The sequence below is a fragment of the Nocardia sp. CY41 genome (genome assembly GCF_009829325.1).
In the GTDB taxonomy this organism is placed as follows: Bacteria; Actinomycetota; Actinomycetes; order Mycobacteriales; family Mycobacteriaceae; genus Nocardia.
In genome coordinates this window covers 162,789-184,753 of record NZ_VUOS01000005.1, presented here as the reverse complement: position 1 = coordinate 184,753, position 21,965 = coordinate 162,789, and the positions used below count along the sequence as shown (strand labels likewise).

20 protein-coding genes and 1 pseudogene are annotated in these 21,965 nt (G+C 70.1%); 14 read left to right on the top strand and 7 right to left on the bottom strand.

Features of this window, described 5'->3' with window-relative positions; translation table 11 throughout:
- Positions 1-1,806: a hypothetical protein gene (locus tag GVY64_RS38630; protein ID WP_201297915.1), complete on the top strand. Its 1,806-nt coding sequence runs from the start codon at positions 1-3 to the stop codon at positions 1,804-1,806.
- A gap of 47 nt (positions 1,807-1,853) precedes the next feature.
- Positions 1,854-2,204: a hypothetical protein gene (locus GVY64_RS06005; RefSeq protein WP_159839599.1), complete on the top strand. Its 351-nt coding sequence runs from the start codon at positions 1,854-1,856 to the stop codon at positions 2,202-2,204.
- Between the two features lie 28 nt (positions 2,205-2,232).
- On the opposite strand, the gene GVY64_RS37165 is transcribed toward GVY64_RS06005, so the two are convergent.
- Positions 2,233-3,090, bottom strand: a complete 858-nt coding sequence (locus GVY64_RS37165; RefSeq protein ID WP_201297924.1) for a poly(ethylene terephthalate) hydrolase family protein — start codon at positions 3,088-3,090, stop codon at positions 2,233-2,235.
- A 36-nt stretch (positions 3,091-3,126) separates the two neighbouring features.
- On the opposite strand from GVY64_RS37165, the gene glmS reads away from it, so the two are divergent.
- Positions 3,127-5,004: a glutamine--fructose-6-phosphate transaminase (isomerizing) gene (gene glmS, locus GVY64_RS05995; protein WP_159839595.1), complete on the top strand. Its 1,878-nt coding sequence runs from the start codon at positions 3,127-3,129 to the stop codon at positions 5,002-5,004.
- Positions 5,005-5,040: 36 nt separating this feature from the next.
- On the opposite strand, the pseudogene GVY64_RS05990 reads toward glmS, so the two are convergent.
- Positions 5,041-6,183 (bottom strand): annotated as a pseudogene (locus GVY64_RS05990) (MFS transporter); the annotation flags it as partial.
- A gap of 135 nt (positions 6,184-6,318) precedes the next feature.
- On the opposite strand from GVY64_RS05990, the gene GVY64_RS05985 reads away from it, so the two are divergent.
- Entirely contained in the window at positions 6,319-6,810 is a 492-nt protein-coding gene (locus tag GVY64_RS05985) for a MarR family winged helix-turn-helix transcriptional regulator (protein ID WP_159839593.1), read from the top strand.
- Positions 6,811-6,838: 28 nt separating this feature from the next.
- Here the strand turns inward: GVY64_RS05985 and GVY64_RS05980 are convergent, their stop codons facing one another.
- Positions 6,839-7,264 (bottom strand): cupredoxin domain-containing protein, encoded by a 426-nt coding sequence (locus GVY64_RS05980; RefSeq protein WP_159839591.1) that lies wholly within the window; start codon positions 7,262-7,264, stop codon positions 6,839-6,841.
- A gap of 42 nt (positions 7,265-7,306) precedes the next feature.
- Between GVY64_RS05980 and GVY64_RS05975 the strand changes: the two genes are divergently transcribed.
- The 7 genes from GVY64_RS05975 to tsaD all read left to right on the top strand — a co-directional run bounded on the left by GVY64_RS05975 (position 7,307) and on the right by tsaD (position 14,247).
- Positions 7,307-8,752: an NAD(P)H-hydrate dehydratase gene (locus GVY64_RS05975; protein ID WP_159839589.1), complete on the top strand. Its 1,446-nt coding sequence runs from the start codon at positions 7,307-7,309 to the stop codon at positions 8,750-8,752.
- Between the two features lie 423 nt (positions 8,753-9,175).
- Positions 9,176-10,396 carry an alanine racemase gene (alr, locus tag GVY64_RS05970; RefSeq protein ID WP_159839587.1) on the top strand — a complete coding sequence of 407 codons (1,221 nt, stop codon included), beginning with the start codon at positions 9,176-9,178 and terminating at the stop codon, positions 10,394-10,396.
- Complete coding sequence (locus tag GVY64_RS05965) at positions 10,393-11,478, top strand: alpha/beta fold hydrolase (RefSeq protein WP_159839585.1); 1,086 nt, start codon at positions 10,393-10,395, stop codon at positions 11,476-11,478. Before alr ends, GVY64_RS05965 begins: the two co-directional genes overlap by 4 nt.
- Positions 11,471-11,926 carry a tRNA (adenosine(37)-N6)-threonylcarbamoyltransferase complex ATPase subunit type 1 TsaE gene (tsaE, locus tag GVY64_RS05960; protein ID WP_159839583.1) on the top strand — a complete coding sequence of 152 codons (456 nt, stop codon included), beginning with the start codon at positions 11,471-11,473 and terminating at the stop codon, positions 11,924-11,926. Before GVY64_RS05965 ends, tsaE begins: the two co-directional genes overlap by 8 nt.
- A 55-nt stretch (positions 11,927-11,981) precedes the next feature.
- Complete coding sequence (gene tsaB / locus GVY64_RS05955) at positions 11,982-12,698, top strand: tRNA (adenosine(37)-N6)-threonylcarbamoyltransferase complex dimerization subunit type 1 TsaB (RefSeq protein ID WP_159839581.1); 717 nt, start codon at positions 11,982-11,984, stop codon at positions 12,696-12,698.
- 26 nt (positions 12,699-12,724) lie between these two features.
- A complete protein-coding gene (rimI, locus tag GVY64_RS05950) occupies positions 12,725-13,207 on the top strand; it encodes a ribosomal protein S18-alanine N-acetyltransferase (protein WP_195084848.1) in 483 nt (160 codons plus the stop codon).
- Entirely contained in the window at positions 13,204-14,247 is a 1,044-nt protein-coding gene (gene tsaD, locus GVY64_RS05945; RefSeq protein ID WP_159839577.1) for a tRNA (adenosine(37)-N6)-threonylcarbamoyltransferase complex transferase subunit TsaD, read from the top strand. Before rimI ends, tsaD begins: the two co-directional genes overlap by 4 nt.
- Positions 14,248-14,307: 60 nt before the next feature.
- Here tsaD and GVY64_RS05940 read toward each other — a convergent pair whose 3' ends face one another.
- The gene (locus GVY64_RS05940; protein WP_159839575.1) at positions 14,308-15,840 is read right to left on the bottom strand and encodes an Hsp70 family protein; all 1,533 of its coding nucleotides are present in this window, start codon (positions 15,838-15,840) and stop codon (positions 14,308-14,310) included.
- A gap of 584 nt (positions 15,841-16,424) precedes the next feature.
- On the opposite strand from GVY64_RS05940, the gene groES reads away from it, so the two are divergent.
- On the top strand, positions 16,425-16,727 hold the full coding sequence (gene groES, locus GVY64_RS05935) for a co-chaperone GroES (RefSeq protein ID WP_028479292.1): 303 nt from the start codon (positions 16,425-16,427) through the stop codon (positions 16,725-16,727).
- Positions 16,728-17,025: 298 nt separating this feature from the next.
- Positions 17,026-18,636, top strand: coding sequence for a chaperonin GroEL (groL, locus tag GVY64_RS05930; protein WP_159839573.1), 1,611 nt, complete (start codon positions 17,026-17,028; stop codon positions 18,634-18,636).
- Between the two features lie 219 nt (positions 18,637-18,855).
- Here groL and GVY64_RS05925 read toward each other — a convergent pair whose 3' ends face one another.
- The 3 genes from GVY64_RS05925 to GVY64_RS05915 all read right to left on the bottom strand — a co-directional run bounded on the left by GVY64_RS05925 (position 18,856) and on the right by GVY64_RS05915 (position 20,410).
- Positions 18,856-19,107, bottom strand: coding sequence for an RskA family anti-sigma factor (locus GVY64_RS05925; RefSeq protein ID WP_159839571.1), 252 nt, complete (start codon positions 19,105-19,107; stop codon positions 18,856-18,858).
- Position 19,108: 1 nt separating this feature from the next.
- Positions 19,109-19,684: a sigma-70 family RNA polymerase sigma factor gene (locus tag GVY64_RS05920; protein ID WP_159839569.1), complete on the bottom strand. Its 576-nt coding sequence runs from the start codon at positions 19,682-19,684 to the stop codon at positions 19,109-19,111.
- Positions 19,685-20,116: 432 nt separating this feature from the next.
- Positions 20,117-20,410: a WhiB family transcriptional regulator gene (locus tag GVY64_RS05915; protein WP_063021425.1), complete on the bottom strand. Its 294-nt coding sequence runs from the start codon at positions 20,408-20,410 to the stop codon at positions 20,117-20,119.
- A 627-nt stretch (positions 20,411-21,037) separates the two neighbouring features.
- Between GVY64_RS05915 and GVY64_RS05910 the strand changes: the two genes are divergently transcribed.
- Positions 21,038-21,925, top strand: coding sequence for a hypothetical protein (locus GVY64_RS05910; RefSeq protein ID WP_159839567.1), 888 nt, complete (start codon positions 21,038-21,040; stop codon positions 21,923-21,925).
- The last annotated feature ends 40 nt before the right edge of the window (positions 21,926-21,965 follow it).

The following is a 21,965-nucleotide window of genomic DNA, read 5'->3' as shown; positions in this document are numbered from 1 at the left end:
ATGACTATTTCCTGGCACGGCAAGGCGATCGACGCACTCTTGGACGAGGGCAGCGCCGGACTGCAGTACTGGATCGAGTTCATGCCGCTGTACGAGGCGGCGTTCGGCGGCAACGGCGGCCGGGGTGACCTCGGCACGCTGCTGGCGAGGTACGACGAGCAGCGCGGCACCCGGCTGGAGAAGCTCGAGCAGGCGGGCGAGGCGCTGAAAGTCGCTCTCGCCGAAGTGGATCGGCAATGGGACGCGCAGCAGGGCTACACCCGGCGGCTGCCCGAGTTGTGGCAGGGCACGGCCGCCGCCGCCGCGCTCGACATGCTCGGCAAACAGTCGGTCCTCGCCGACGAGGACCGGCAGCATGCCAGGGCGGCCATGACCGTGATCGCCGATCTGGCGAACGCGCTGCGCTCGGCGGTGGCCGCGAAGGCATTCGCCACCCGGGAATTGCTGGAGGGTCCGGTGGGCGGCGGCAAGGCGGTGAAGATCGACGGAAAGACTCCGGACGAGGTGAAAGTCATCGTCGACGTGCACAAGGCGCGGGAATGGATCAGCGCGGAACAGGTGCGCGAACTCGGCCGCATATTTCCCGCGCTGGCCGTGCCGGAGGACAAGATCAACAAAAGTGTGCTCGGTTTCCTCAACTCCGACAGCAAGAATTTGCTCACCGGCGCGTACGGCGATCGGGTGCGCAGCGTCACCGAAGAGTGGCTGACCAAGACCTTCAAGCCGGACTTCGATCGCAAGCTGGCGTCCTACGTCGACGTCTGTTCCGAGGTCGATCGATTGTTCAAGGATCAGTACAAGAACCTCACGGACGCGTTGGCGCAACTGTCCGAACAGGCCTATCCGCGCCCGGAAGGCCCGTCGCAGACGCAGCCGGGTACACCGTCCGGCCCGGACAAGCCCCAGCAAACGAGTCTGCCTGGCACACCCGCGGCCACGCCGCTGGCGAGCACCGTGCCCGTATCGACCACACCGGCGACACCGAGCACGGTGGGGCCGGAGACGCCGACCACTCCCAGCACCCCGGCCACTCCCAGCACCCCGGCCACTCCCAGCACCCCGGCCACGCCGAGCACCCCGACGACGCCGAGCACCCCGACCACCCCGGCACCCAGGATGTCCGGGCTGGACGGGCTGGCCGCGCTCAGCCAGGTGGCACAGGAATTCGAGCCGCTGGCAACGGGTCTCGGTCGAGCGGTGGAGCAGGGCGTGGCCGCGCTGAGCGGCATCATCACAAGCGGAGTCGATGACGCGATCGAGAAGCTCATGCAGAGTATCGATCCGCAGAACGCCGAAGCCGACGATCAGAACAACGAAGAGCGAGCCGCAGAGCCGCACGCCGCGGCGGAATTCGACCTCGGCGGGAAGCATGTCGAGTTCGAGATGGGCCCGGACGGCCGGCTGAAATTGCTTCTCTCCGATGCCACGGGCGCGCGGCAGGAGTTCACCGTCGAGCTGAACGAACAGGGGATACCGGTCATCTCGATGGAGCAGAAAACCGATGACGCGCAGCCCTCGGCGCCTGCGGCCCCGGAGGCGCAGCGGAACGAGGAGCCTCCCGCGCCGGAATCTCAGGAGGAAGAGATATTGCCTGGTCCGGCCCCGCAATCCGACGCCGACGACGGTAGCTCCGGCCTGCCGGGCGGAACCCTGCCGGGCGCCCGTCGTGAGGAAGACGGCGAGCACTACCCGAAGCCGTTGCCGGACCGACGCGAGCCGGACCCCGACGCCCCGGTGGACGGCGGCGCGGAACTCGCCGAAGCAGGCCCGTTGGACGCGGATTTCGCCGAGGCGGGGCCGTTGTGAGCCCGGCGGCGACGAGTCCGCACACCGAATGAACAAGGAGGCGCAGCATGGTCGACTACGCCGAGGAAGCGAGGCAACTCGCCGCCGAGAACCAGCGCCGCATGTCGCTGCTCCTCGACGAGATCCAGGCGATCAACGAACAGACCGCGGCGACCGGCCGGGAGTTCGCCGACCGCCTGACCGCCGACATGGACGAGTTCTGGGCGACGCACGCCGAGAACCTCGTCAGGGCCGCCGCCGAGGCGGAGGAGCAGCGACGGCTGCAAGAGGAAGCGCAAGAGCAACATGCGGCCATCGCGCGATCGATGGCCGCACGTCGGGCGAATCGAACGGTGGCACCGGTCGACGAGGAGGACGAGGAGGCCGCTTTCTATCGACGCAAGAGCTGGCTGATCTGATCGGCACTCCGGATGTCGCGGGGCCGGGCTATCGCCGCAGCAGTGCGGCGAGCTGTCCGACCTTCAGCTTCGGTGGCTCCTTCTCCTGCGGGGCTTCCGGATCGACGACCGCGGTATGTGGAATGACCTCGTCGGGGTCGGCGAAGGCGCGGTAGGTCTTGTCGCCCGCCAGCGTGGCGAGCAGGTAACCGGCCAGCAGGGCGCGGGTGGTGCGCGCGGTCTTCGCTTCGTGCTTTCCCGCCCCCACGGCGGCGAGCACGCGACGGCCTTCGATGATGCCGTTGTGCGAGGCCTTGTCGATGGCGCGCAGGATCGCGGGACCGCCCCACGCGGTGGCCAGCGGGACGGCGTTGGAGCTGACCGAGGTGATGTCGGTCGCACCGGCCAGGATCAATGCCGGAATGTCCAGCTCGGGCGCGATGCCTTCGGCGTCGGGCGCCGTCGGCGCGGGGAACAGCGCCGCGACGGTGGCGACGTCGCGGCGGCTCGCCGCGATGACGGCGGCGCCCGCGCCCATGCCGTGCCCGGCCAGGGCCAGGCGCTCCGGATGCACACTGATCTCGCCGTCGCCGAGCCGCACGCCGGTGCAGATGTCGAGCGTGGTGAGCAGATCGGCGGCCAGTCCCAGATGTGACGGGATCGGCCCGCGCTCGGTATCGGGCGCGGCCGCCACGATTCCCCAGGAAGCGAGGTGTTCGAGCAGCGTGCGGTAGTGGCCCGCCCCGGTCAGCCAGCCGTGTCCGAACGCGACGGCAGGCAGATTCCGCCCCGTTTCGGGCGTGAACACCACCCCCGGCTGTCCGGCGATGGCCAGATTGCCTCGCAACACGCGGTGCGGGCCGCGGCTGGTCAGGGTGCTCAATAGCGATTTCACAGACGCCGACACGACGTGAACGTTATCCGATAAGTAGTGTGGTGAGCCATGTGCGGAATCGTGGGGTACGTCGGGTACCGAGACGCGCTCGGCGTCGTCGTTGACGCGTTGCGCCGCATGGAATATCGCGGCTACGACTCCGCGGGCGTGGCGATCCTGGACGGCGCGGGCACGCTGGCGGTGGAACGCAAGGCTGGTCGCCTGGCCAATCTGGAGGCCAAGCTCACCGAAACCGGGATCGATCGCTTCGTGGGCACCACGGGCATCGGACACACCCGCTGGGCTACGCACGGCGCGCCGACCGACCGCAACGCGCACCCGCATCGGGACGACAGCGGCAAGGTCGCCGTGGTGCACAACGGCATCATCGAGAACTTCGCTCCGCTGCGGCGCGAACTGGAGGACGCCGGGGTCGAACTGCACAGCGACACCGATACCGAGGTCGCCGTGCACTTGGTGGCCCGCGCGTACGCCCAGGGCCCGACCGCCGGTGACTTCGCGGCCAGCGCGCTGTCCGTCCTGCGCCGCTTGGAGGGCGCGTTCACGCTGGTCTTCACGCACGCCGACCACCCGGACATGATCGTGGCCGCGCGCCGATCCACACCGCTGGTGGTGGGCGTGGGCAAGGGTGAGATGTTCATCGCCTCGGACGTCACGGCGTTCATCGAGCACACCCGCGAGGCGGTCGAGCTCGGCCAGGACCAGGCCGTCGTGATCACGCTGGACAGCTACCGGGTCACCGACTTCGCGGGCGAGGAGGCGAGTTCGCGCCCGTTCACGATCGACTGGGACCTGGCCGCCGCCGAGAAGGGCGGCCACGACTACTTCATGCTCAAAGAGATCGAGGAGCAGCCCGCCGCGGTCGCGGACACCTTGATGGGGCATTTCAGCACCGACCGCGACGGCGCGGGCCGGATCGTGCTGGACGAGCAGCGTCTCGCCGACCAGGAGCTGCGCGATTTCGACAAGGTGTTCGTCGTCGCGTGCGGTAGCGCCTACCACTCGGGTCTGCTGGCGAAGTACGCCATCGAGCACTGGACGCGGCTGCCCGTCGAGGTCGAGCTGGCCAGTGAGTTCCGCTACCGCGACCCGGTGCTGGACCGTTCGACGCTGGTGGTGGCGATCTCCCAGTCCGGCGAGACCGCCGACACGCTGGAGGCGGTGCGCCACGCCAAGGAGCAGAAGGCGCGCGTCCTCGCGATCTGCAACACGAACGGCGCGCAGATTCCGCGCGAGTCCGACGCGGTGCTCTACACCAGGGCCGGGCCGGAGATCGGCGTCGCCTCCACCAAGGCGTTCCTGGCCCAGGTGACCGCGAACTACCTGGTCGGGCTGGCCTTGGCGCAGGCGCGCGGCACCAAGTACCCGGACGAGGTGGCCCGCGAGTTCGCCGAGCTCGAGGCGATGCCGAAGCTGGTGGAGCGCGTGCTGGAGACCGCGCCTCAGGTGCGGACCATCGCGCGGGAGCTGGCCCAGGTGCCGACGGTGTTGTTCCTGGGACGGCACGTCGGCTATCCGGTGGCGCTGGAGGGCGCGCTCAAGCTCAAGGAGCTGGCCTACATGCACGCGGAGGGATTCGCGGCGGGTGAGCTCAAGCACGGGCCGATCGCGTTGATCGAGGATGGTCTTCCGGTGATCGTGGTGATGCCGTCGCCGAAGGGGCGCGCGGTACTGCACTCCAAGCTGTTGAGCAATATCCGGGAGATCCAGGCCCGCGGCGCGCGCACCATCGTGATCGCGGAGGAAGGCGACGACACGGTGCGTCCGTTCGCCGACGACCTCATCGAGATTCCCAGCGCGCCGACGCTGTTCCAGCCGCTGCTGTCGACGATCCCACTGCAGATCTTCGCCGCCGAGGTGGCGCAGGCCCGCGGCTACGACGTCGACAAGCCCCGTAACCTGGCCAAATCCGTCACCGTGGAATAGCACGGCGGCCAAGGGCTCGTCCGGGACGACGGGCGTCGCGCGACGCTCGAGGCGGCCCGACAGCACCGCGAGCAGCAGCGCCACCAGGACCAAGCCGACGCCGACCCAGTTCGGTGAGGTGTAGCCGAAGCCGGCGGCGATCACCACCCCGCCGAGCCAGGCCGATACGGCGTTGCCGAGGTTGAAGGCGCCGATATTGACCGCGGAGGCCAGGGTGGGCGCGCCCGCCGCTTGGTCGAGGACGCGCTTCTGCAGCGGCGGAACGGTCGCGAACCCGAGCGCGCCGATCAACACCACCGTGACGGCGGCGGCGACTTTGTCGTGTGCGGTGACGGTGAACAGCGCGAGGACGAGGGCGAGCCCGCCTAGCGTGAGATACAGCATCGGCATCAGATGGCGGTCGGCGAACCTGCCGCCGATCAAGTTGCCCGCGAAGAAGCCGAGGCCGAACAGCACCAGCAGCCACGTGACCGAACTCTCCGCGTAGCCGGTGACCTCGGTCATCATGGGCGCCAGATAGGTGATCGCGGCGAACACGCCGCCGAAGCCGAGCACCGTCATCGCCATTGCCAGCAGCACCTGGGGGTTGCGGAACACCGCCAGTTCGGGGCGTAGCCCGGCGTTCGCCGCGACGGGCTGCCGTGGCACCAGCGCCGCGACGCCCACCAGACCGATCACCCCGATCAGCGCGACGAACAAGAAGGTCAGCCGCCAGCCGAAGTGCTGGCCGAGCAGCGTCCCCAGCGGTACGCCCACCACGGTGGCGACGGTGAGCCCGGTGAACATGATCGCGATCGCACCGGCGCGCCGGTCCGCGCTGACCAGGGTCCCGGCGACCACCGAGCCGATGCCGAAGAACGCGCCGTGGGCCAGCGACGCCACGATGCGCCCGGTGAGCATCAGTGCGAAGGTCGGCGCGACGGCGGACAGGACGTTGCCGACGACGAGCAGCGTCAGCATGCCGAGGAGCATGCGTTTGCGCGAGACCCGGGTGCCGAGACCGGTCATCAGCGGCGCACCCGCCACGACGCCGAGCGCGTAGCCGGTGACCAGCAGACCCGCGGTGGGGATGGTCACCGCGTAGGTGCCCGCGATGTCGGGCAGCAAGCCGACGACGACGAATTCCGTCGTGCCGATGGCGAATGCCCCGAGGGTCAGGGCGAGCAGTGCGAGGGGCACGGGAGCCTCCACAGTTGTTTGCGTCAGATCCTTACGGGCGTCCACAATAATTGCAGGCGCTCTTTAATTGCAAGCGCGGGCTATTGTTGACTCTGGCTATCCTGGAGGCACGAATCCCGACGCGAAGGAACGCCGATGACCGCGGATGCCGCCCTGACCGGCCTCGCCGATGGCTGGTACGCACTCTCGCTGCTGCACGACCGGATCGAGGCGCACATCGAGCGGGCCCTGCAAACCGGGCACGATCTGAGCGTTCGCGAGTACTCGCTGCTGGTGGTCCTCAGCCGCCAGCACGACGGGCCGGGCGGGCACCTACGGATGAACCAGGTCGCCGAGGCCGTGGTGCTGAGCCAGAGCGCCACCACCCGGCTGGTCTCCCGGCTGGAGGATCGCGGACTGCTTCAGCGTTACCTCTGCCCCGACGACCGTCGCGGCATCTACACCGACGTGACTCCGGCGGGCTTGGACCTGCTCGAGCAGGCCCGGCCCACGCACGATGCCGCACTCGCGGGCGCCCTCGGTCAAGCGGCCGCCAACTCGGAACTCGCTCCGCTCGTGGCCGCGGTCGAAGCGCTCAACACCAGTTCCGCCCGCGGTGCCCGGCCCCGGGAGTACCGCCCGGTGTGACGCGCGGCAGTTTCGGCGCGTTATTTCGCTATCGGACGGTGATCGTGCCGCGCATCTCCGGGTGCAAGGAGCAGAGGTAGCGATAGGCGCCGGGTGTGGTGAAGGTGTAGCTCCACTCACCTTTGTCGAAGATCGGGCTGTTGATGCCCATCGCCTTGTCGCCGATGCCCTGCACGGAGTGCGGGACCTTGTCGCCGAATTTCCAGGTGACCGTGTCGCCGACCTCGATGGTGACCTCGGCGGGCGAGAATTTCATGTCGTCCACGGCGATGGCGGCGGCGGCGGGCTTGCGCTCGCCGGTCTGTGGCGCGGTGGTGCTCGACCGGGCCGGCTTTCTCATGGTGGTGGCGGCCGAATCGGCTTCGTCGCCGCCGCAGCCGGACAGCAGCAGCGCGCCGGCCAGGGCGACTCCCGTGACGACGCGGACGGTCCTGGTGCGGCGGACGCTTGGCATGATGGCCAAGCGTAGTAGGCCACACCGACGGAGGGAGCGGCGATGTCCACGCAGCGGGGCTATTTCACCGTAGACGAGGTGCGCGCGGCGGAGGCCGAGTTGTTCACCCGGGTGCCGGACGGTGTGCCCATGCGTCGTGCGGCGCACGGTTTGGCGACGGTGGTCGCGGGCGAACTGCGGGAGCGCACCGGCGGTGTCGCTGGACGGGCGGTGACACTTCTGGTCGGATCCGGCGACAACGGCGGTGACGCGCTCTGGGCGGGTGCGCAGTTGCGCCGCCGCGGCGTCGCGGTCACCGCGGTCTTGCTCGATCCGCGGCGAGCGCACGCCGAAGGACTCGCGGCGCTGCGCAGAGCGGGTGGTCGAGTGGCGGACGACGTCGGTCACCCCGACCTGGTGATCGACGGTATCGTCGGCATCTCCGGTCGCGGGCCGCTGCGGCCGCGCGCCGCGGAAATCGTTGCGGCGCTGGAAGCCCCGATCGTCGCGGCCGACCTGCCCAGCGGCGTGGGCCCGGACACCGGCGCGATCGAAGGCCCGGCCGTCCGCGCGGACGTCACGGTCGCCTTCGGCGCCTACAAACCGGTGCACGCCCTCGCGGCGGCGCAGTGCGGCCGGATCGAATTGGTTCCCATCGGCTTACGTCTTCCGGAACCGGGTCTGGTCGCGTTGGAGCCGGCATCGATCGGCGCCGCGTGGCCGATCCCCGGCCCTGCCGACGACAAATACACGCAGGGCGTGACGGGCGTATGTGCCGGTAGCGCAACTTATCCGGGCGCTGCCGTGCTGTGCGCGGGCGCCGCCGTGGCGGCCACATCGGGGATGGTGCGCTATGCCGGGACCGCGGCCGCCGAGGTGCTCGATCACTTTCCGGAAGTGATCGCCACCGAGGAAGTCGCCGCGGCCGGTCGCGTGCAGTCGTGGGTCTTCGGTCCCGGCGCGGGCACCGGCCCCGACTCCAGGGAGCGTCTACGGGAAATCCTGGCCACCGACCTTCCGGTGGTGATCGATGCCGACGGCCTGACGCTGCTGTCCGCGCAGCCGGAACTGGTGCGCGACCGCGCGGCGCCGACGGTCCTGACTCCGCACGCGGGCGAGTTCGCTCGCCTCACCGGCCGGGAGGTCGGCCCCGACCGGGTGGCCGCGGTCCGCGACCTGGCCGAGGCCTGGCAGGTCACGGTGCTGCTGAAGGGCCGCGCCACGTTGGTCGCCGCCCCCGGCCGTCCCGTGCTCGTCAACGAGGCGGGTGGGTCGTGGGCGGCGACGGCGGGCGCGGGCGATGTGCTCTCGGGCATCATCGGAACGCTGCTGGCGGCGGGCCGGGATCCCGGTTGGTCGGCCGCCGCGGCCGCGCGAGTACACGCGCTGGCCGCGAACCTCGCCGCCCACGACGGGGCGCCCCAGGGAGCCCCCATCTCGGCGAGCGTCCTCGCCGCGCACGTCCGTCCCGCGATCGGCGTCCTGCGCGGCCTCGCCCACCCCTTCTGACCGGTTCGCGCGCTGAGCCGAGGAACCGGGCGCCGAGCCCGAACGCGGCATCGGCACGCCCGATCCGAAGTACCGGAGAACGCCTACCCGCTCGTCTCGCCGAGGCGGCTAGCCCGGAGCATGCGCCGACCAGCTGCGAAGCCCGCAACGGCAAGGTCGGCTGTCGAGCGGATGTGGGTCGTGTCGAACCGCGCTCGCCGCGCTACGACCTCCGTGCGGAGCCGACGGCACGCCGGCCTGGTCGGACGGGTCCGTTCGGCAGTGTCCGGCGCATTGTGCTGCGCGCTCCCTGCGTCGGCGTGATCGGTGCTGGTCGTGGCGCTCCGCACACCGGGCGCAGCGCCATCCGAACCGAGTGGAACCAGAACCGAGCACGCCAATAGACTCGACCGGAACCAATGCACCGACCGATTTCGAGAGCACATGGGTAACTCGCCGGGTACGCCGACAATTCAGGCGGCACCGCACGCAGGACCTGAACGCGAATCCAGCGCGGCCGACTGGTACGGCCTGAACAGGCGGAGAGGCGGCACAGCGCAAGTGGAAACGGTCATCGACCTCGACGCCATCGCCCACAACGTGCGAATCCTGCGGGAACACGCGGGCGACGCCGCGGTGATGGCGGTGGTGAAGGCCGACGGCTACAACCACGGCGCGGTAGAGGTGGGCCGGGCCGCCCTCGCGGCGGGCGCGGCCGAACTGGGCGTCACGACCGTGGGCGAGGCCGTGCAGTTGCGCGCGGCCGGGATCACCGCGCCGATCCTGTGCTGGCTGCACAACGCGGACACCGACTTCGCGCCCGCGGTGGCCGCCGACGTCGAGATCGGGATCTCTTCGCCGACCCATCTGCGCGCGGTCGAGGCCGCGGTCCGCGACACCGGCCGTCCCGCGACGGTCACGCTGAAGGTGGACACCGGCCTGAACCGCAACGGCGTCTCGCCGAGTGAATATCCGCAAGTGCTGACGGCGCTGCGCGCTCTGGTCGACGAGCAGGCGGTGCGCTTTCGCGCGATCTTCTCCCATCTCGCGCACGCCGACGAACCCGAGCACCCCAACAACGACGGGCAACGCGCCCGATTCCTGGACGCGATCGCCACGGCCAAAGAGCACGGCCTGGAGCCGGAGCTGGTGCACATCGCCAACTCCGCCGCCACCCTGACCCGCCCCGATCTGGCCTTCGACCTGGTCCGGCCGGGCATCGCCATGTACGGACTGTCGCCGATACCGGACAACGATTTCGGCCTGCGGCCCGCGATGACGTTCCAGGCCCGGGTCGCCCTGGTCAAACGAGTGGCGGCCGGCGAGGGCGTCTCCTACGGACATCAGTGGATCGCGCCGCGCGACACCACCGTCGCGCTGATTCCCGCGGGTTACGCCGACGGCGTGTTCCGCCCGTTGAGCGGACGATTCGACGTCTGGCTCGGCGGAGCGTTGCGCAGGAATGTAGGGCGGGTGTGCATGGACCAGTTCGTCGTCGATCTCGGTGACAACAAGGCGGGGGTCCAGGAAGGCGACATCGCCGTTCTCTTCGGTACCCGGCCGCACGCCCAGGATTGGGCAGACCTGCTCGACACCATCCACTACGAAGTGGTGTGTTCGCCGCGCGGCCGGGTCACCCGGCGCTATATCGGTGGGGCCCGATGAGCCGCTTCCGGGTGACCCCGCTGCGCGGCGGGCTGGCGACGGTCGGTGTCGTCGGTGCGCTGGCGGGCGCCCATGCCCTGCGTCGCGCGGGCGCGCGCGTGCTGTGGCCCGCCCGGGGCGACGACTACCGCGACGAGAATTTCGCGCTGATCGATGCCGACCGCGCGGGGACGGTGCTCGCCGACGACGGCGTGCCCCTGGCCACGCGGACCTGCGGCCCCGACGACGCACCGGTGACCGTGCTTTTCGTGCACGGCTTCTGCAACAGCATGGCGTCCTTCCATTTTCAGCGTCGTGACCTGGAGAAGTTGTGGGGTCCACGGGTTCGCATGGTGCTGTTCGACCTGCGCGGGCACGGCCGTTCGGGCGTGCCGAGCGCGGCGAGTTGCACCGTCGGCCAGCTCGGCCGCGACCTCGTCGCGGTACTGAACGCCACCGCCCCGGCCGGACCGGTGGTGCTGGTCGGGCATTCGCTGGGCGGGATGGCGATCCTGGCCGCGGCGGCGCGCTATCCGGATCTCTTCGCTGCCAGGGTGATCGGGGTCGCGCTGCTGTCGACCACGGCCGCCGGAGTCGCCCGGGCCGGGATCGGGCAGCTGTTGCGCAATCCCGCGATCGACGGCTTCCGGCTGGCGGTGCACACCGCTCCCGCCCTGGTACAGGCCGGCCGCGTCACCGCGCGGCAAGTGATCACGCCGATCCTGCACGTCAGCTCGTTCCACGGCACCGTGAGCCCCACCCTGTCGCGCTTCACGACGTTGATGATCGACCAGACGCCGGTGGAGACCATCGTGAAGTTCCTCCAGGCCATCGAGCTGCACGACGAGTCGGCGGCGTTGCCCGCGCTGGCGGGCACACCCGTACTGGTGCTCGGCGGCGGGCACGACCTGGTGATCCCGTTCCGCAATTCGCGGGCGCTGGCCGCCGCCTTGCCCGAAAGCGAACTCATCCGGTTGGACGGCGCCGCGCACATGCCGCATATGCAGTACCCGGACATCGTCAACGCCGCGCTGGATCGACTGCTCGTGCGCGCGGGCGCGATCGACCCGTCGGGAGACGCCGCGGAGGTGGCCCGTGGCTGATCCGGGGCAGCGGGTACTGCCCACCGTCGCCGACACCGAGGCGCTGGGCCGGGAGCTGGCGACGAATCTGCGCGCCGGGGATCTGGTGGTGCTGGACGGTCCGCTCGGCGCGGGCAAGACCGCGCTCACTCGTGGCATCGCCGCGGGGCTCGGCGTGCAGGGTCGGGTCAGCTCGCCGACGTTCATCATCGCCCGTCAGCACCGCGCCGGGCAGCGCGAGGGCGGCGGCCCGGCGGTGCCCATGGTGCACGTGGACGCCTACCGGCTCGGCGGCGATCTGGACGAGCTGGACGCGCTGGATCTGGACACCGACCTGCATCAGGCGGTGGTCGTGGTGGAGTGGGGTCGCGGCGTGGTGGAGCACCTGTCGGAGCGGCACCTGCGCGTGGTGCTGTCGCGCGAGCCGGATTCGGATGTGCGCACCGCGATCTGGGAATGGGTGGGTTAGCTCTCAGGTAGCTCTGCATCGGTGCCGCCTACCACCCGGTATCGTTGGCCCAATCATGCTTGTACTAGCCGTCGACACCGCGACACCCGCCGTCACAGCGGGACTGGTGGACCTGGAGCAGGGCGCCGGCGCGGCGGATCCCGTCCGGGTACGCACCGTCGCCTCTCGGGTGCGGGTCGATCCCCGCGCCCACGCCGAGGTGCTCACGCCGCAGATCCTCGAATGCCTCACCGAGGCAGGTCGTTCCAGAACCGACATCGACGCGATCGTGGTCGGCATCGGCCCGGGCCCGTTCACCGGCTTGCGGGTCGGCATGGCCACCGCGGCCGCCTTCGGTGACGCGCTCGGCATCCCGGTGTACGGCGTGTGCAGCCTCGACGCGATCGCCGCCGACGCGGCCGTCGACCCGGCCGTGCCGCCTCCGGTCGAGCTGTCGCCCGAAGCCGAGCTGCTCGTGGTGACCGACGCGCGGCGGCGCGAGGTGTACTGGGCGCGGTACCGGGCGGGTGCGCGCGTGGCCGGACCGGAAGTGTGCAAGCCCTCGGACCTGGACGCAGGCCAGGCGACGGCGATCGCCGGATCCGCTTCGCACGTCGACTTCTTCGATCTGCCGGTCTTGCCCGCCGAGACGCCCTCGCCCGCCGGACTGGTGCGCGTCGCCGCGCCCGGCCTGCTGGCGCGCAGCGTGCCGGAGCCGCTGGTTCCGCTGTACCTGCGCAGGCCCGACGCGGTGGAGAACGCCTACCGCCGGCTCGACCGGATGGGAGCGTGAGGTCCGTGGCGATCCGGATCGCGCCCATGGTGGCGGCCGACATCACCCGCTGCGTGGAGCTGGAGCAGTTGCTGTTCCCGGAGGACGACCCGTGGGCCGCCGTGGCATTCCAGTCGGAGCTGGCCGGTCGGCACAACCGGTACATCACCGCACGCGACGAGGACGGGCGAATGGTGGGCTACGCGGGCATCGCCCTGCTGGGTGACGCCGAACACCCCGAGGCGGAGGTGCACACCATCGGCGTCGACCCGGGCCGTCATCGCGCTGGTGTCGGCACCCTCCTGCTGGAGGCGTTGCTCGCCGAGGCGGACCGGCGCGGTGGACCGGTGTTCCTCGAGGTCCGCACCGACAACGCCCCGGCGATCGCGCTGTACGCCAAGCACGGCTTCCACATCATCGGATTGCGCAAGAACTACTACCATCCCAGCGGCGCGGACGCGTACACGATGCGCCGACCCGCGCTGACCAGCGACGACAGGTGGCGCACGCGGGACGAGGTGCTGTCGTGATCATCATGGGCATCGAAAGCTCCTGCGACGAAACCGGTGTCGGCATCGTCCGCAGGCACCCGGACGGCACCTGCGAACTGCTCGCCGACGAGGTCGCCTCCAGCGTCGAGCAGCACGCGCGCTTCGGCGGTGTCGTCCCCGAGATCGCCTCGCGCGCGCATCTGGAGGCGATCGTTCCCGCCATGCGCCGCGCGCTGTCGGCCGCGGGCATCGCGAAACCGGACGCGCTGGCCGTGACCATCGGACCCGGCCTGGCCGGTGCGCTGCTGGTCGGGGTCGCCGCCGCGAAAGCCTATGCGGCGGCGTGGGATGTGCCCTTCTACGCGTTGAATCATCTCGGCGGGCACGTGGCGGTCGACACCCTCGAACATGGGCCGATGCCGCCGTGCGTCGCACTCCTCGTATCGGGAGGCCATACTCACCTGCTGCATGTCACGGATTTGTCCGAGCCGATCGTCGAGTTGGGCAGCACCGTCGACGACGCGGCGGGCGAGGCGTTCGACAAGGTGGCACGCCTGCTCGGGCTGGGTTTCCCCGGCGGTCCCGCGCTGGATGCCGCCGCGGCGACCGGTGATCCGCGCGCCATCGCCTTTCCCCGCGGCATGACCGGGCCGCGCGATCCCCGCTACGACTTCTCCTTCTCGGGCCTCAAGACGGCGGTGGCCCGCTATGTCGAGGCGGCCCAGCGTGACGGCATCGCGGCCGAGGACCTGCCCATCCCCGATATCGCGGCCTCGTTCCAGGAGTCCGTCGCGGATGTGCTCACCATGAAGGCGGTTCGCGCGGCTCAGGACGTCGGTGTCGGCACGCTGGTGCTCGGGGGCGGCGCGACGGCCAACTCGCGGATCCGCTCGATGGCCGAGGAGCGTTGCGCGGCCGCCGGTTTGACCCTGCGGGTGCCCAAGCCCCGGTTGTGCACGGACAACGGCGTGATGATCGCCGCGCTCGGCGCGCATGTCATCGCCGGTGGCGCGGCGCCTTCACCGCTGACGGTCGCCACCGACCCCGGCCTGCCGGTGTCGGTCAGCATGGTCCGCTGACCTGAGCGGACCGGGTGAACGGCCGGGCGGCGAGCCGGCGTGGCGGAGGGCGCGGCCGGATCAGTTCGGTGCGAGCAGTCCGGAATTGGACGCGGATCCCGAATTCCCCGGCAGCGGAAGCGGCAGGCTCGATCGCGCGGGCGCCTGGGTGGGACTCGTGCCGGGCGCCGTGGCGCTCGGCGCCGCGGACGACGATGTCCGGCTCGACTGCGGATCGGGCGAACCGCCCAGTGTCGCATTCGGGTTCCCGAACATCGGCCCGAACAGCTCCGGGAACGGGATGGGCGGAAGGTTCGGATCCGGGCGCAGCGTTGGCTGCGTGGGCGTGGTCACCTGCGTGCCCGACGGCCGGCCGGTGGTGCTCTGCGGTCCGTGTTCCGTGGTCGTCGGCGCGCTGCCGGTGCTGTCCGGCGTGTGGCCGTGCGGCGTGGTGGCCGCCGTGGTGGCGGACGGTGCGGAGGTCACGGTCGGCAGTTGTGAGGCGCTGCTCGTGGTCCCGGCGGGGGAGACTTCGTCGTCCGCGGTGGGGGCGAACGTCTTGACCCCGTAACCGACGATCAGCCCGACTACCACGATCGCACCGGCCAGGGTGCCGAACACCTTGGTGACCGTCCCCGCGGGCGCGTCGCCGCCGAGCGCGCCCACCGGGAAGACCGAGGGCTGCGCCGAATCGGCGACCAAGGCCGCGCCTTTCGCGGTCACCGCCTCGGGGTCGGGCACGGTGAAGACCGGGACGTCCAGCGCGGCGGTGAGTGTGTCGAGCACCGCGGGGATGTTGGCGCCGCCGCCGATGACCGCGACGGCCTGCGGCTCGCGCGGCGCCCGGGCGAACGCCGCCGTGACGAATCGCGCCAGGTCGCGCAGCAGGTCGGCGATCAACTCTTCGAAATCGGCCCTGGTCAGTTTCAGCGGGCGTCCCGCGACGTGGTCGATGGTGACCGCGGGCGCGATGGACAGGTGCTCCTTCGCCGCGCGGCCGCGGTTGGTGAGCATGCCGCGGTTGGGGCGGGTGCCGCGCCGGGCGAAGTGCAGGTCCACCAGATGGTGGTAGATCAGCTCGTCGATCGCCTTGCCGCTGACGGCCGCGGTGCGATCGGAACGGAGCAGGGAGCCGTCGGCCCGGTCGGCGACGGTGACGCTGAGCCCGGAGGCGCCGAGGTCGACGATGGCGACCGTCTCGTAGCGGTCCAGCAGGCCGGTGTGCCGCAGGTACGTCAGCGCGGCGGTGCCCTCGGGGATCAGCCGCAGCTCACGCTGTTTGCCGGTGGCCGAGCGGATGATCTGCGCCTGCTCCTTGGTGCGGTAGGCGACCGCGACGCTGGTGGGCGGGTGCCCGGTGATCGGCTCGAAGTCGCGTGGCCCACCCGCGAAACGCCCACCGGCCGGGCGGATGATCTCACGCGGATGCTGCGTGGTCGGCAATTGGGTGGTCATCAGCTCGATCGAGGAGGCCACCAGGTCACCGAGATCGGAATGGGCCGCGTCGGCCGAGACGACGCGGTAGTCGAAGCTCTGCATGCCGTTCGGCGCGGTGGAAACCAACGCCGAGCACACGACCTCGGCCCCGGCGGAGATGCCGAGGGACGTTCGCATGTTCACCTCCCTTCGAGCGGATGGTCATGGTGTCGCCGACCATCTCGAATGGACTGCCGGACCGCCGTATGGATGACGCGCGACCCGGACCGGAAAACGAACCGGTCCCTCGTCCGGGTGGGTCGCGGGGACCGGCCATGGATCACGTGTGTTTGCTCTCTGGTGAAGCTGGTGGTGCAAGGATCTGCTGCGGCGCTGCGAGTTTCGGCGACGCTGTGGAACCCCTTCGCCGCCGCGCCGCCGCCCGATGAGCGACGAACCCGGCGGCCGGACCGCAGCCGTCGTCAATAGTGTCACAATCCGTTATCCGAACGTTACTGTTTTCCCGAACTTATCGCCAAGCCCGGAGCGTCGCCGGGCGCGCCGCGCAAAGTTGGCACCGCCCAGCCTTGAGCGCTGGCACTCTCATGTATAGAGTGCTAGTCGGCACTGTGTGTAGTGCTTGTGCCAGCAGCTTGACCACTGGGCAGGGGTCCCGGCACCCGCGACGACGGGGCTATGCGCAGGGTCAGCATCGTGACCAACCGACGAGTCCGGGACAACGGTTCCGGACGACCGAATCCCCTGAAAGTGGAGGGCTCAACGTGGCGAGCGTGAACATCAAGCCGCTCGAGGACAAGATCCTCGTCCAGGCCAACGAGGCCGAGACGACGACGGCCTCCGGCCTGGTCATCCCCGACACGGCGAAGGAAAAGCCGCAAGAGGGCACCGTTGTCGCCGTCGGTCCCGGCCGGTGGGACGACGAGGGCGAGAAGCGCATCCCGCTGGATGTCCAGGAGGGTGACACCGTCATCTACAGCAAGTACGGCGGCACCGAGATCAAGTACCAGGGCGAGGAGTACCTCATCCTGTCGGCGCGCGACGTGCTGGCCGTCGTCACCAAGTAGCCGATCGGGCACGCATGCGTTCCGCCCCGGTGTCTCGTGACCCGGGGCGGAACGCGTTCGGCGCCCACCCGGCACTGAACACGCGGTGCGAGCGACGGGCCCGTAGGCGGCAGCCTGTGTAACCACGAAGGGCCCCGGTAGCGCCGCGCATCGGACACAGCGGTGCGAGCGACGGGCCCGTAGGCGGCAGCCTGTGTAACCACGAAGGGCCCCGGTAGCGCCGCGCATCGGACACAGCGGTGCGAGCGACGGGCCCGGGCGGTCCGGAGCGCCGCAATCCACTACAGGAGCGAATTCCATGGCAAAGCAGATCGAGTTCGACGAGAAGGCTCGCCGGGCTCTGGAACGCGGCGTCGACAAGCTCGCCGACGCGGTGAAGGTCACTCTCGGCCCGCGCGGACGGCACGTCGTGCTGGCGAAGTCCTTCGGCGGTCCGACCGTCACCAACGACGGCGTGACCATCGCGCGCGACATCGAGCTCGAGGACCCGTTCGAGAACCTCGGCGCGCAGCTGGTCAAGAGCGTCGCCACCAAGACCAACGACGTCGCGGGCGACGGCACCACCACCGCCACCGTGCTGGCCCAGGCGCTGGTCCGCGCCGGACTGAAGAACGTTGCCGCGGGCGCCAATCCGATCGCGGTCGGCTCCGGCATCGCCAAGGCCGCGGACGCGGTCTCCGAGGCGCTGCTCGCGCTGGCCACGCCGGTCTCCGGTGAGCAGGCCATCGCGCAGGTCGCGACGGTGTCCTCGCGCGACGAGGAGATCGGTGAGATGGTCGGCAAGGCGCTGACCACCGTCGGCAAGGACGGCGTGGTCACCGTCGAGGAGTCCTCGACGATGCAGACCGAACTGGTCGTCACCGAGGGCGTGCAGTTCGACAAGGGTTACCTGTCGCCGTACTTCGTCACCGATCCCGACAGCCAGCAGGCCGTCCTGGAGGACGTGTTCGTCCTGCTGCACCGCGAGAAGATCAGCTCGCTGCCGGACTTCCTGCCGCTGCTGGAGAAGATCGCCGAGAGCGGTAAGCCCGTCCTGATCATCGCCGAGGACGTGGAAGGCGAGGCCCTGTCCACCCTGGTGGTCAACGCGATCCGTAAGACGATCAAGGCCGTCGCGGTCAAGGCGCCGTTCTTCGGCGACCGCCGCAAGGCGTTCCTGGACGACCTCGCCGTGGTCACCGGTGGCACCGTGGTGAACCCCGATCTCGGCATCTCCCTGCGGGAGGCGGGCTTGGACGCGCTCGGCAAGGCGCGTCGCGTCGTCGTCACCAAGGACGACACCACGATCATCGACGGTGCCGGTTCCGCGGCCGACGTGCAGGCGCGGGTCGCGCAGCTGCGCCGTGAGATCGAGTCCACCGATTCGGACTGGGATCGCGAGAAGCTGGAGGAGCGGCTGGCCAAGCTGGCCGGCGGCGTCGCGGTGATCAAGGTCGGCGCGGCCACCGAGACCGCGCTCAAGGAGCGCAAGTACCGCGTCGAGGACGCGGTGAGCGCCGCCAAGGCCGCCGTGGAAGAGGGCATCGTGCCCGGCGGCGGCACCGCGCTGGTGCAGGCCGCGGGCAAGCTCGTCGAGCTGCGCGAGTCGCTGTCCGGTGACGAAGCCGTCGGCGTCGAGGTGGTCCGCACCGCGCTGCAGGCGCCGCTGTACTGGATCGCCACCAACGCGGGCCTGGACGGCGCGGTGGTGGTCAGCAAGGTCGCGGAGGGTAAGGACGGCTTCAACGCGGCCACCCTCACCTACGGTGACCTGCTCACCGACGGCGTCGTCGACCCGGTGAAGGTGACCCGTTCGGCCGTCGTGAACGCGGCGTCGGTCGCACGCATGGTGCTCACCACCGAGAGCGCCGTGGTCGACAAGCCCGCCGAGGAGCAGAACGAGCACGGCCACCACGGCCACGCGCACTGAGCCCGGCGTCGGGCAATCCGGCCGGCAGGGCCCCCGAACCGCATGGTTCGGGGGCCCTGCCCGTTCCGGCGACAGGCCACGGCCGTGATTTCCGATGAGACCGAAGGATGTTGCGAGCTCGACACGCTGTCTGCCGCGGGACCCAAAGGGGATGCGGGCCGATCCGGACCGTTCGGCCCGGACGCGCGCGGAGCGGGAGAACCTGGCGGGACGCCGGATTCAGCTGGCGACCGGCGGCTGTTCGGCGGCGATCGCCGCGAGTAGGCGAGCACGCAGCGACGGCGGCGGAAGGGCCGCCGTGGCTGCGGCGAGAGCGGAAAGCGCTTCTTTCGTGTCTCTGACTTCCCGGATGAACTCCGCGCGTAGCACGGGGTCCTCGCTGTCGAGCAGTTCCTGCACTTCCTGATGGTCTTCGTCGTCGATCGATCCGAGCGCGACGGTGTGCGCGAGATCGATCTGGCGTTCGTTCATCTCACGTCACCCCCAAACTTTTCTTCAGTCGTGTCAATCCGTCCCGTATCCGGGACTTAACCGTAGGCAACCCTACGTCGAGGTAGGTGGCTACCTCCGCATAAGTGCGCCCACCGTAGTAGGCGAGCGAGATGGCTTCTCGCTGGGTTTCGGTGAGTGTGGCGAGACCGGCGAGGACCGCCTGTTGTTCGAACCTGCGCTCGACCTCTTCGGTGACCTCGTCGAATTCGTTGCCGAGCACCCGGATGCCGTAGGCGACCTCGCGCTGGGTGTGGGCTTGCTCGGCGCGCACCCGATCGACGGCGCGCCGATGGGCGAGCGTCATCAACCAGGTGACCGCGGAACCCTTCGCCGGGTCGAAAGTCGAGGCCATCCGCCAGATCTGCAGATAGACCTCTTGCGTGGTCTCCTCCGCGTAGCCCGGATCGTGCAGGACGCGCAACACGAGACCGAAGACGCGCGCACACGTCCGGTCGTACAGTTCGGCGAATGCTTCCTGGTCGGCTCGGCCGCACCGATGCAAAAGAGCGGCGAGCTCGATACTTTCGGCTGCGCGTGCCGTAACCGCAGAATCCACCGTGGGTGGGAAGGCTTCTCTTCGGAACGAGTCGCCCTCTGCGGCCGACGGCCGCGTTGTCACAACGCTCCATTCTGTGTCATCGGTCACTACCGTAGCGCGCCGCTATGACCTCCCTTCCGCTGGGGTGCCCGCGAGTCCGTCACACATCGGCGCCGCGTTGCGGAAAAGCGTCGAGAGGGCGGACATCTCGGAGGGACACGCCGTGACACGCCGAGCACTGTCGCACCGTGCCCGGAAACGGCAGATGCCCGGTTTCCGGCCTTCGCTCGGCGGCCGGCCGATCGAGGGTGACGATCGGAACCCACGCGCCGACCTCGGCGAGGAGCCGATCACCGTGTCGCGTGAGCGGCCCGGCCGAAGTATGTTGCAGTGGCCCGTTGTTTGCTAGGAATTCGACGCCCGGTGGCGTGCGGATGGGGAGGGATTGATTCAGACGGCCATGCGGCGGCGGTTGCGCCGCGCGTGCATCTCCCGCTCGGTCTCCGACATGCCGCCCCAGATGCCGTAGGGCTCGCTGACTTTCAGCGCGTGCGCGCGGCACTGCATGAGCACCGGGCAGCTGCGGCAGATCTCCTTGGCGCGCATCTCGCGGGCGGTGCGGGCTCGGCCACGTTCGCCATCGGGGTGGAAGAACACCGCGGAATCCTGCCCGCGGCACGATCCTCGCATCTGCCAATCCCAGACATCGGCGTTGGGTCCCGGGAGGTGGGTCGGCATGGGCATGGTGAACTCCTCGTGGTGCGAGCTCGTCAGCGTTGTCGAGCAGTTGTTCTGCAACAGTTGTGGGCCACGACGCCGGTCGGCGGGGGTACCCGGGGGGCTCGCCCTTCGTGGTCGCTGCAATTTCGCGCGGCGCCGTCCGTGGCGATGAGCTACGTTAGGTCCAGTCGCGAAATTCCGTCAATAGTTCGACGCAGCACTTTTCCAAATCTCGCGCTGTGAAATTTAACCTCCGAACTGTTTACTTTTCGCGTCGCTTCCGGCGATACTGTTCGGTTGGCCGGAGGTCCGTGGCTCTCGCACGGGCTGGGTTCCTTCGTATCCTCGCAGGTAGAAGCGATTTCTGGGCTGCGGCCCCGCTTCGGCGACGAGGTCGCGCGTATGGCAGCGGTCACCGCGGCGGCCGACGTCCTTCCCGGCGCGTGGATCCGAAGATGGCGGAAACGGGGCGGGCAGGTTAATTACGCGAAACGCGCATGAATTCCCGGCGCGGCCGCTCGGCGATTGCCGGGCCGAGATTTACCTAATGGAAACATCGGTCCGGTGGGGAAATCCCGGTGGTTGCCGGTCTGCCCTTCGGCCACCTTTCGTCGTCCAGGCCCGGGGCGCCGCACAGGATAGAGTGCGCCCGTGTTCGCGCCCGCTCCGTTCGCAGACCCTCACGTCGCGGTCCTCGCCGAGGCCGCCTTCGGCGCCGATCCGGGTCGCGCCGCCGCCGATCTACCGCCCGCCTCGGACGCGCTCGGCGGGTGGTATCGGGCGGTGGTGCTCGGCGGCCAGGGACGTTATGCCGCGGCGCGCGCCGAATTGCGAAGGATATGCAACCACAGCCGCGACCCCGTTCTCCTCTCACTGGCGGGAAGTACGGAGGGGTCTTTCCTGCGTCAGCTCGGCTGGCACGAGCGCGCGGCGGCGTTCGACGGGCGGGCCGCCGCCGTGATCCTCACCGCCGACGCCGGGACGGAGGCCACGGCCGTGGGCGACGCGCCGCCGGAAACCGGCGCATACCTTCCCGGCCGCGCCGACGCGATCTGCGACGCGCTCACCGGGCTCGCCGCCGACGCGCTCGGGACCGGGCGGCTCGCGCTGGCCGCCCGGCTGCTGCAGCGCAGCGCGTCGGCGGCACGGCAGTACGGAGCGGGCTGGCGCCCCGCGATCCGGCTGGGCTGGGTGTCCGCGGAAACGGCCTTGGCAACAGGGGATTTCGAGTCGGCGGCGCAGCACGCGGCGGGCGCGCTGGAACTCGCCGACCGATCCCCGTCGGTACGCCATCAGGTCAAGTCCCGCCTGCTGGTCGCCGCGGCCGACGTGGCGCGCGACGCGCGCGGGGTATCCGGCGTATCGGCCGAGGACGTCGCCGCGCAGTGCCGCGAGCACGGCCTGCTGCCGTTGCGCTGGGCTTGTGCCATGCTCCGCGCCGGATCGGGTGCCGAGAACGCCGCGGTGGAGGCGGCCGAGTGCGCCGCCGTCATCGCCCGCGCCGGCGGCGCGTTGCGGCCCCTGGGCGGCAGGCGGTGATCACGGAGTCACCCGTGTTGCCCAGCTTCGGCCAACGGGT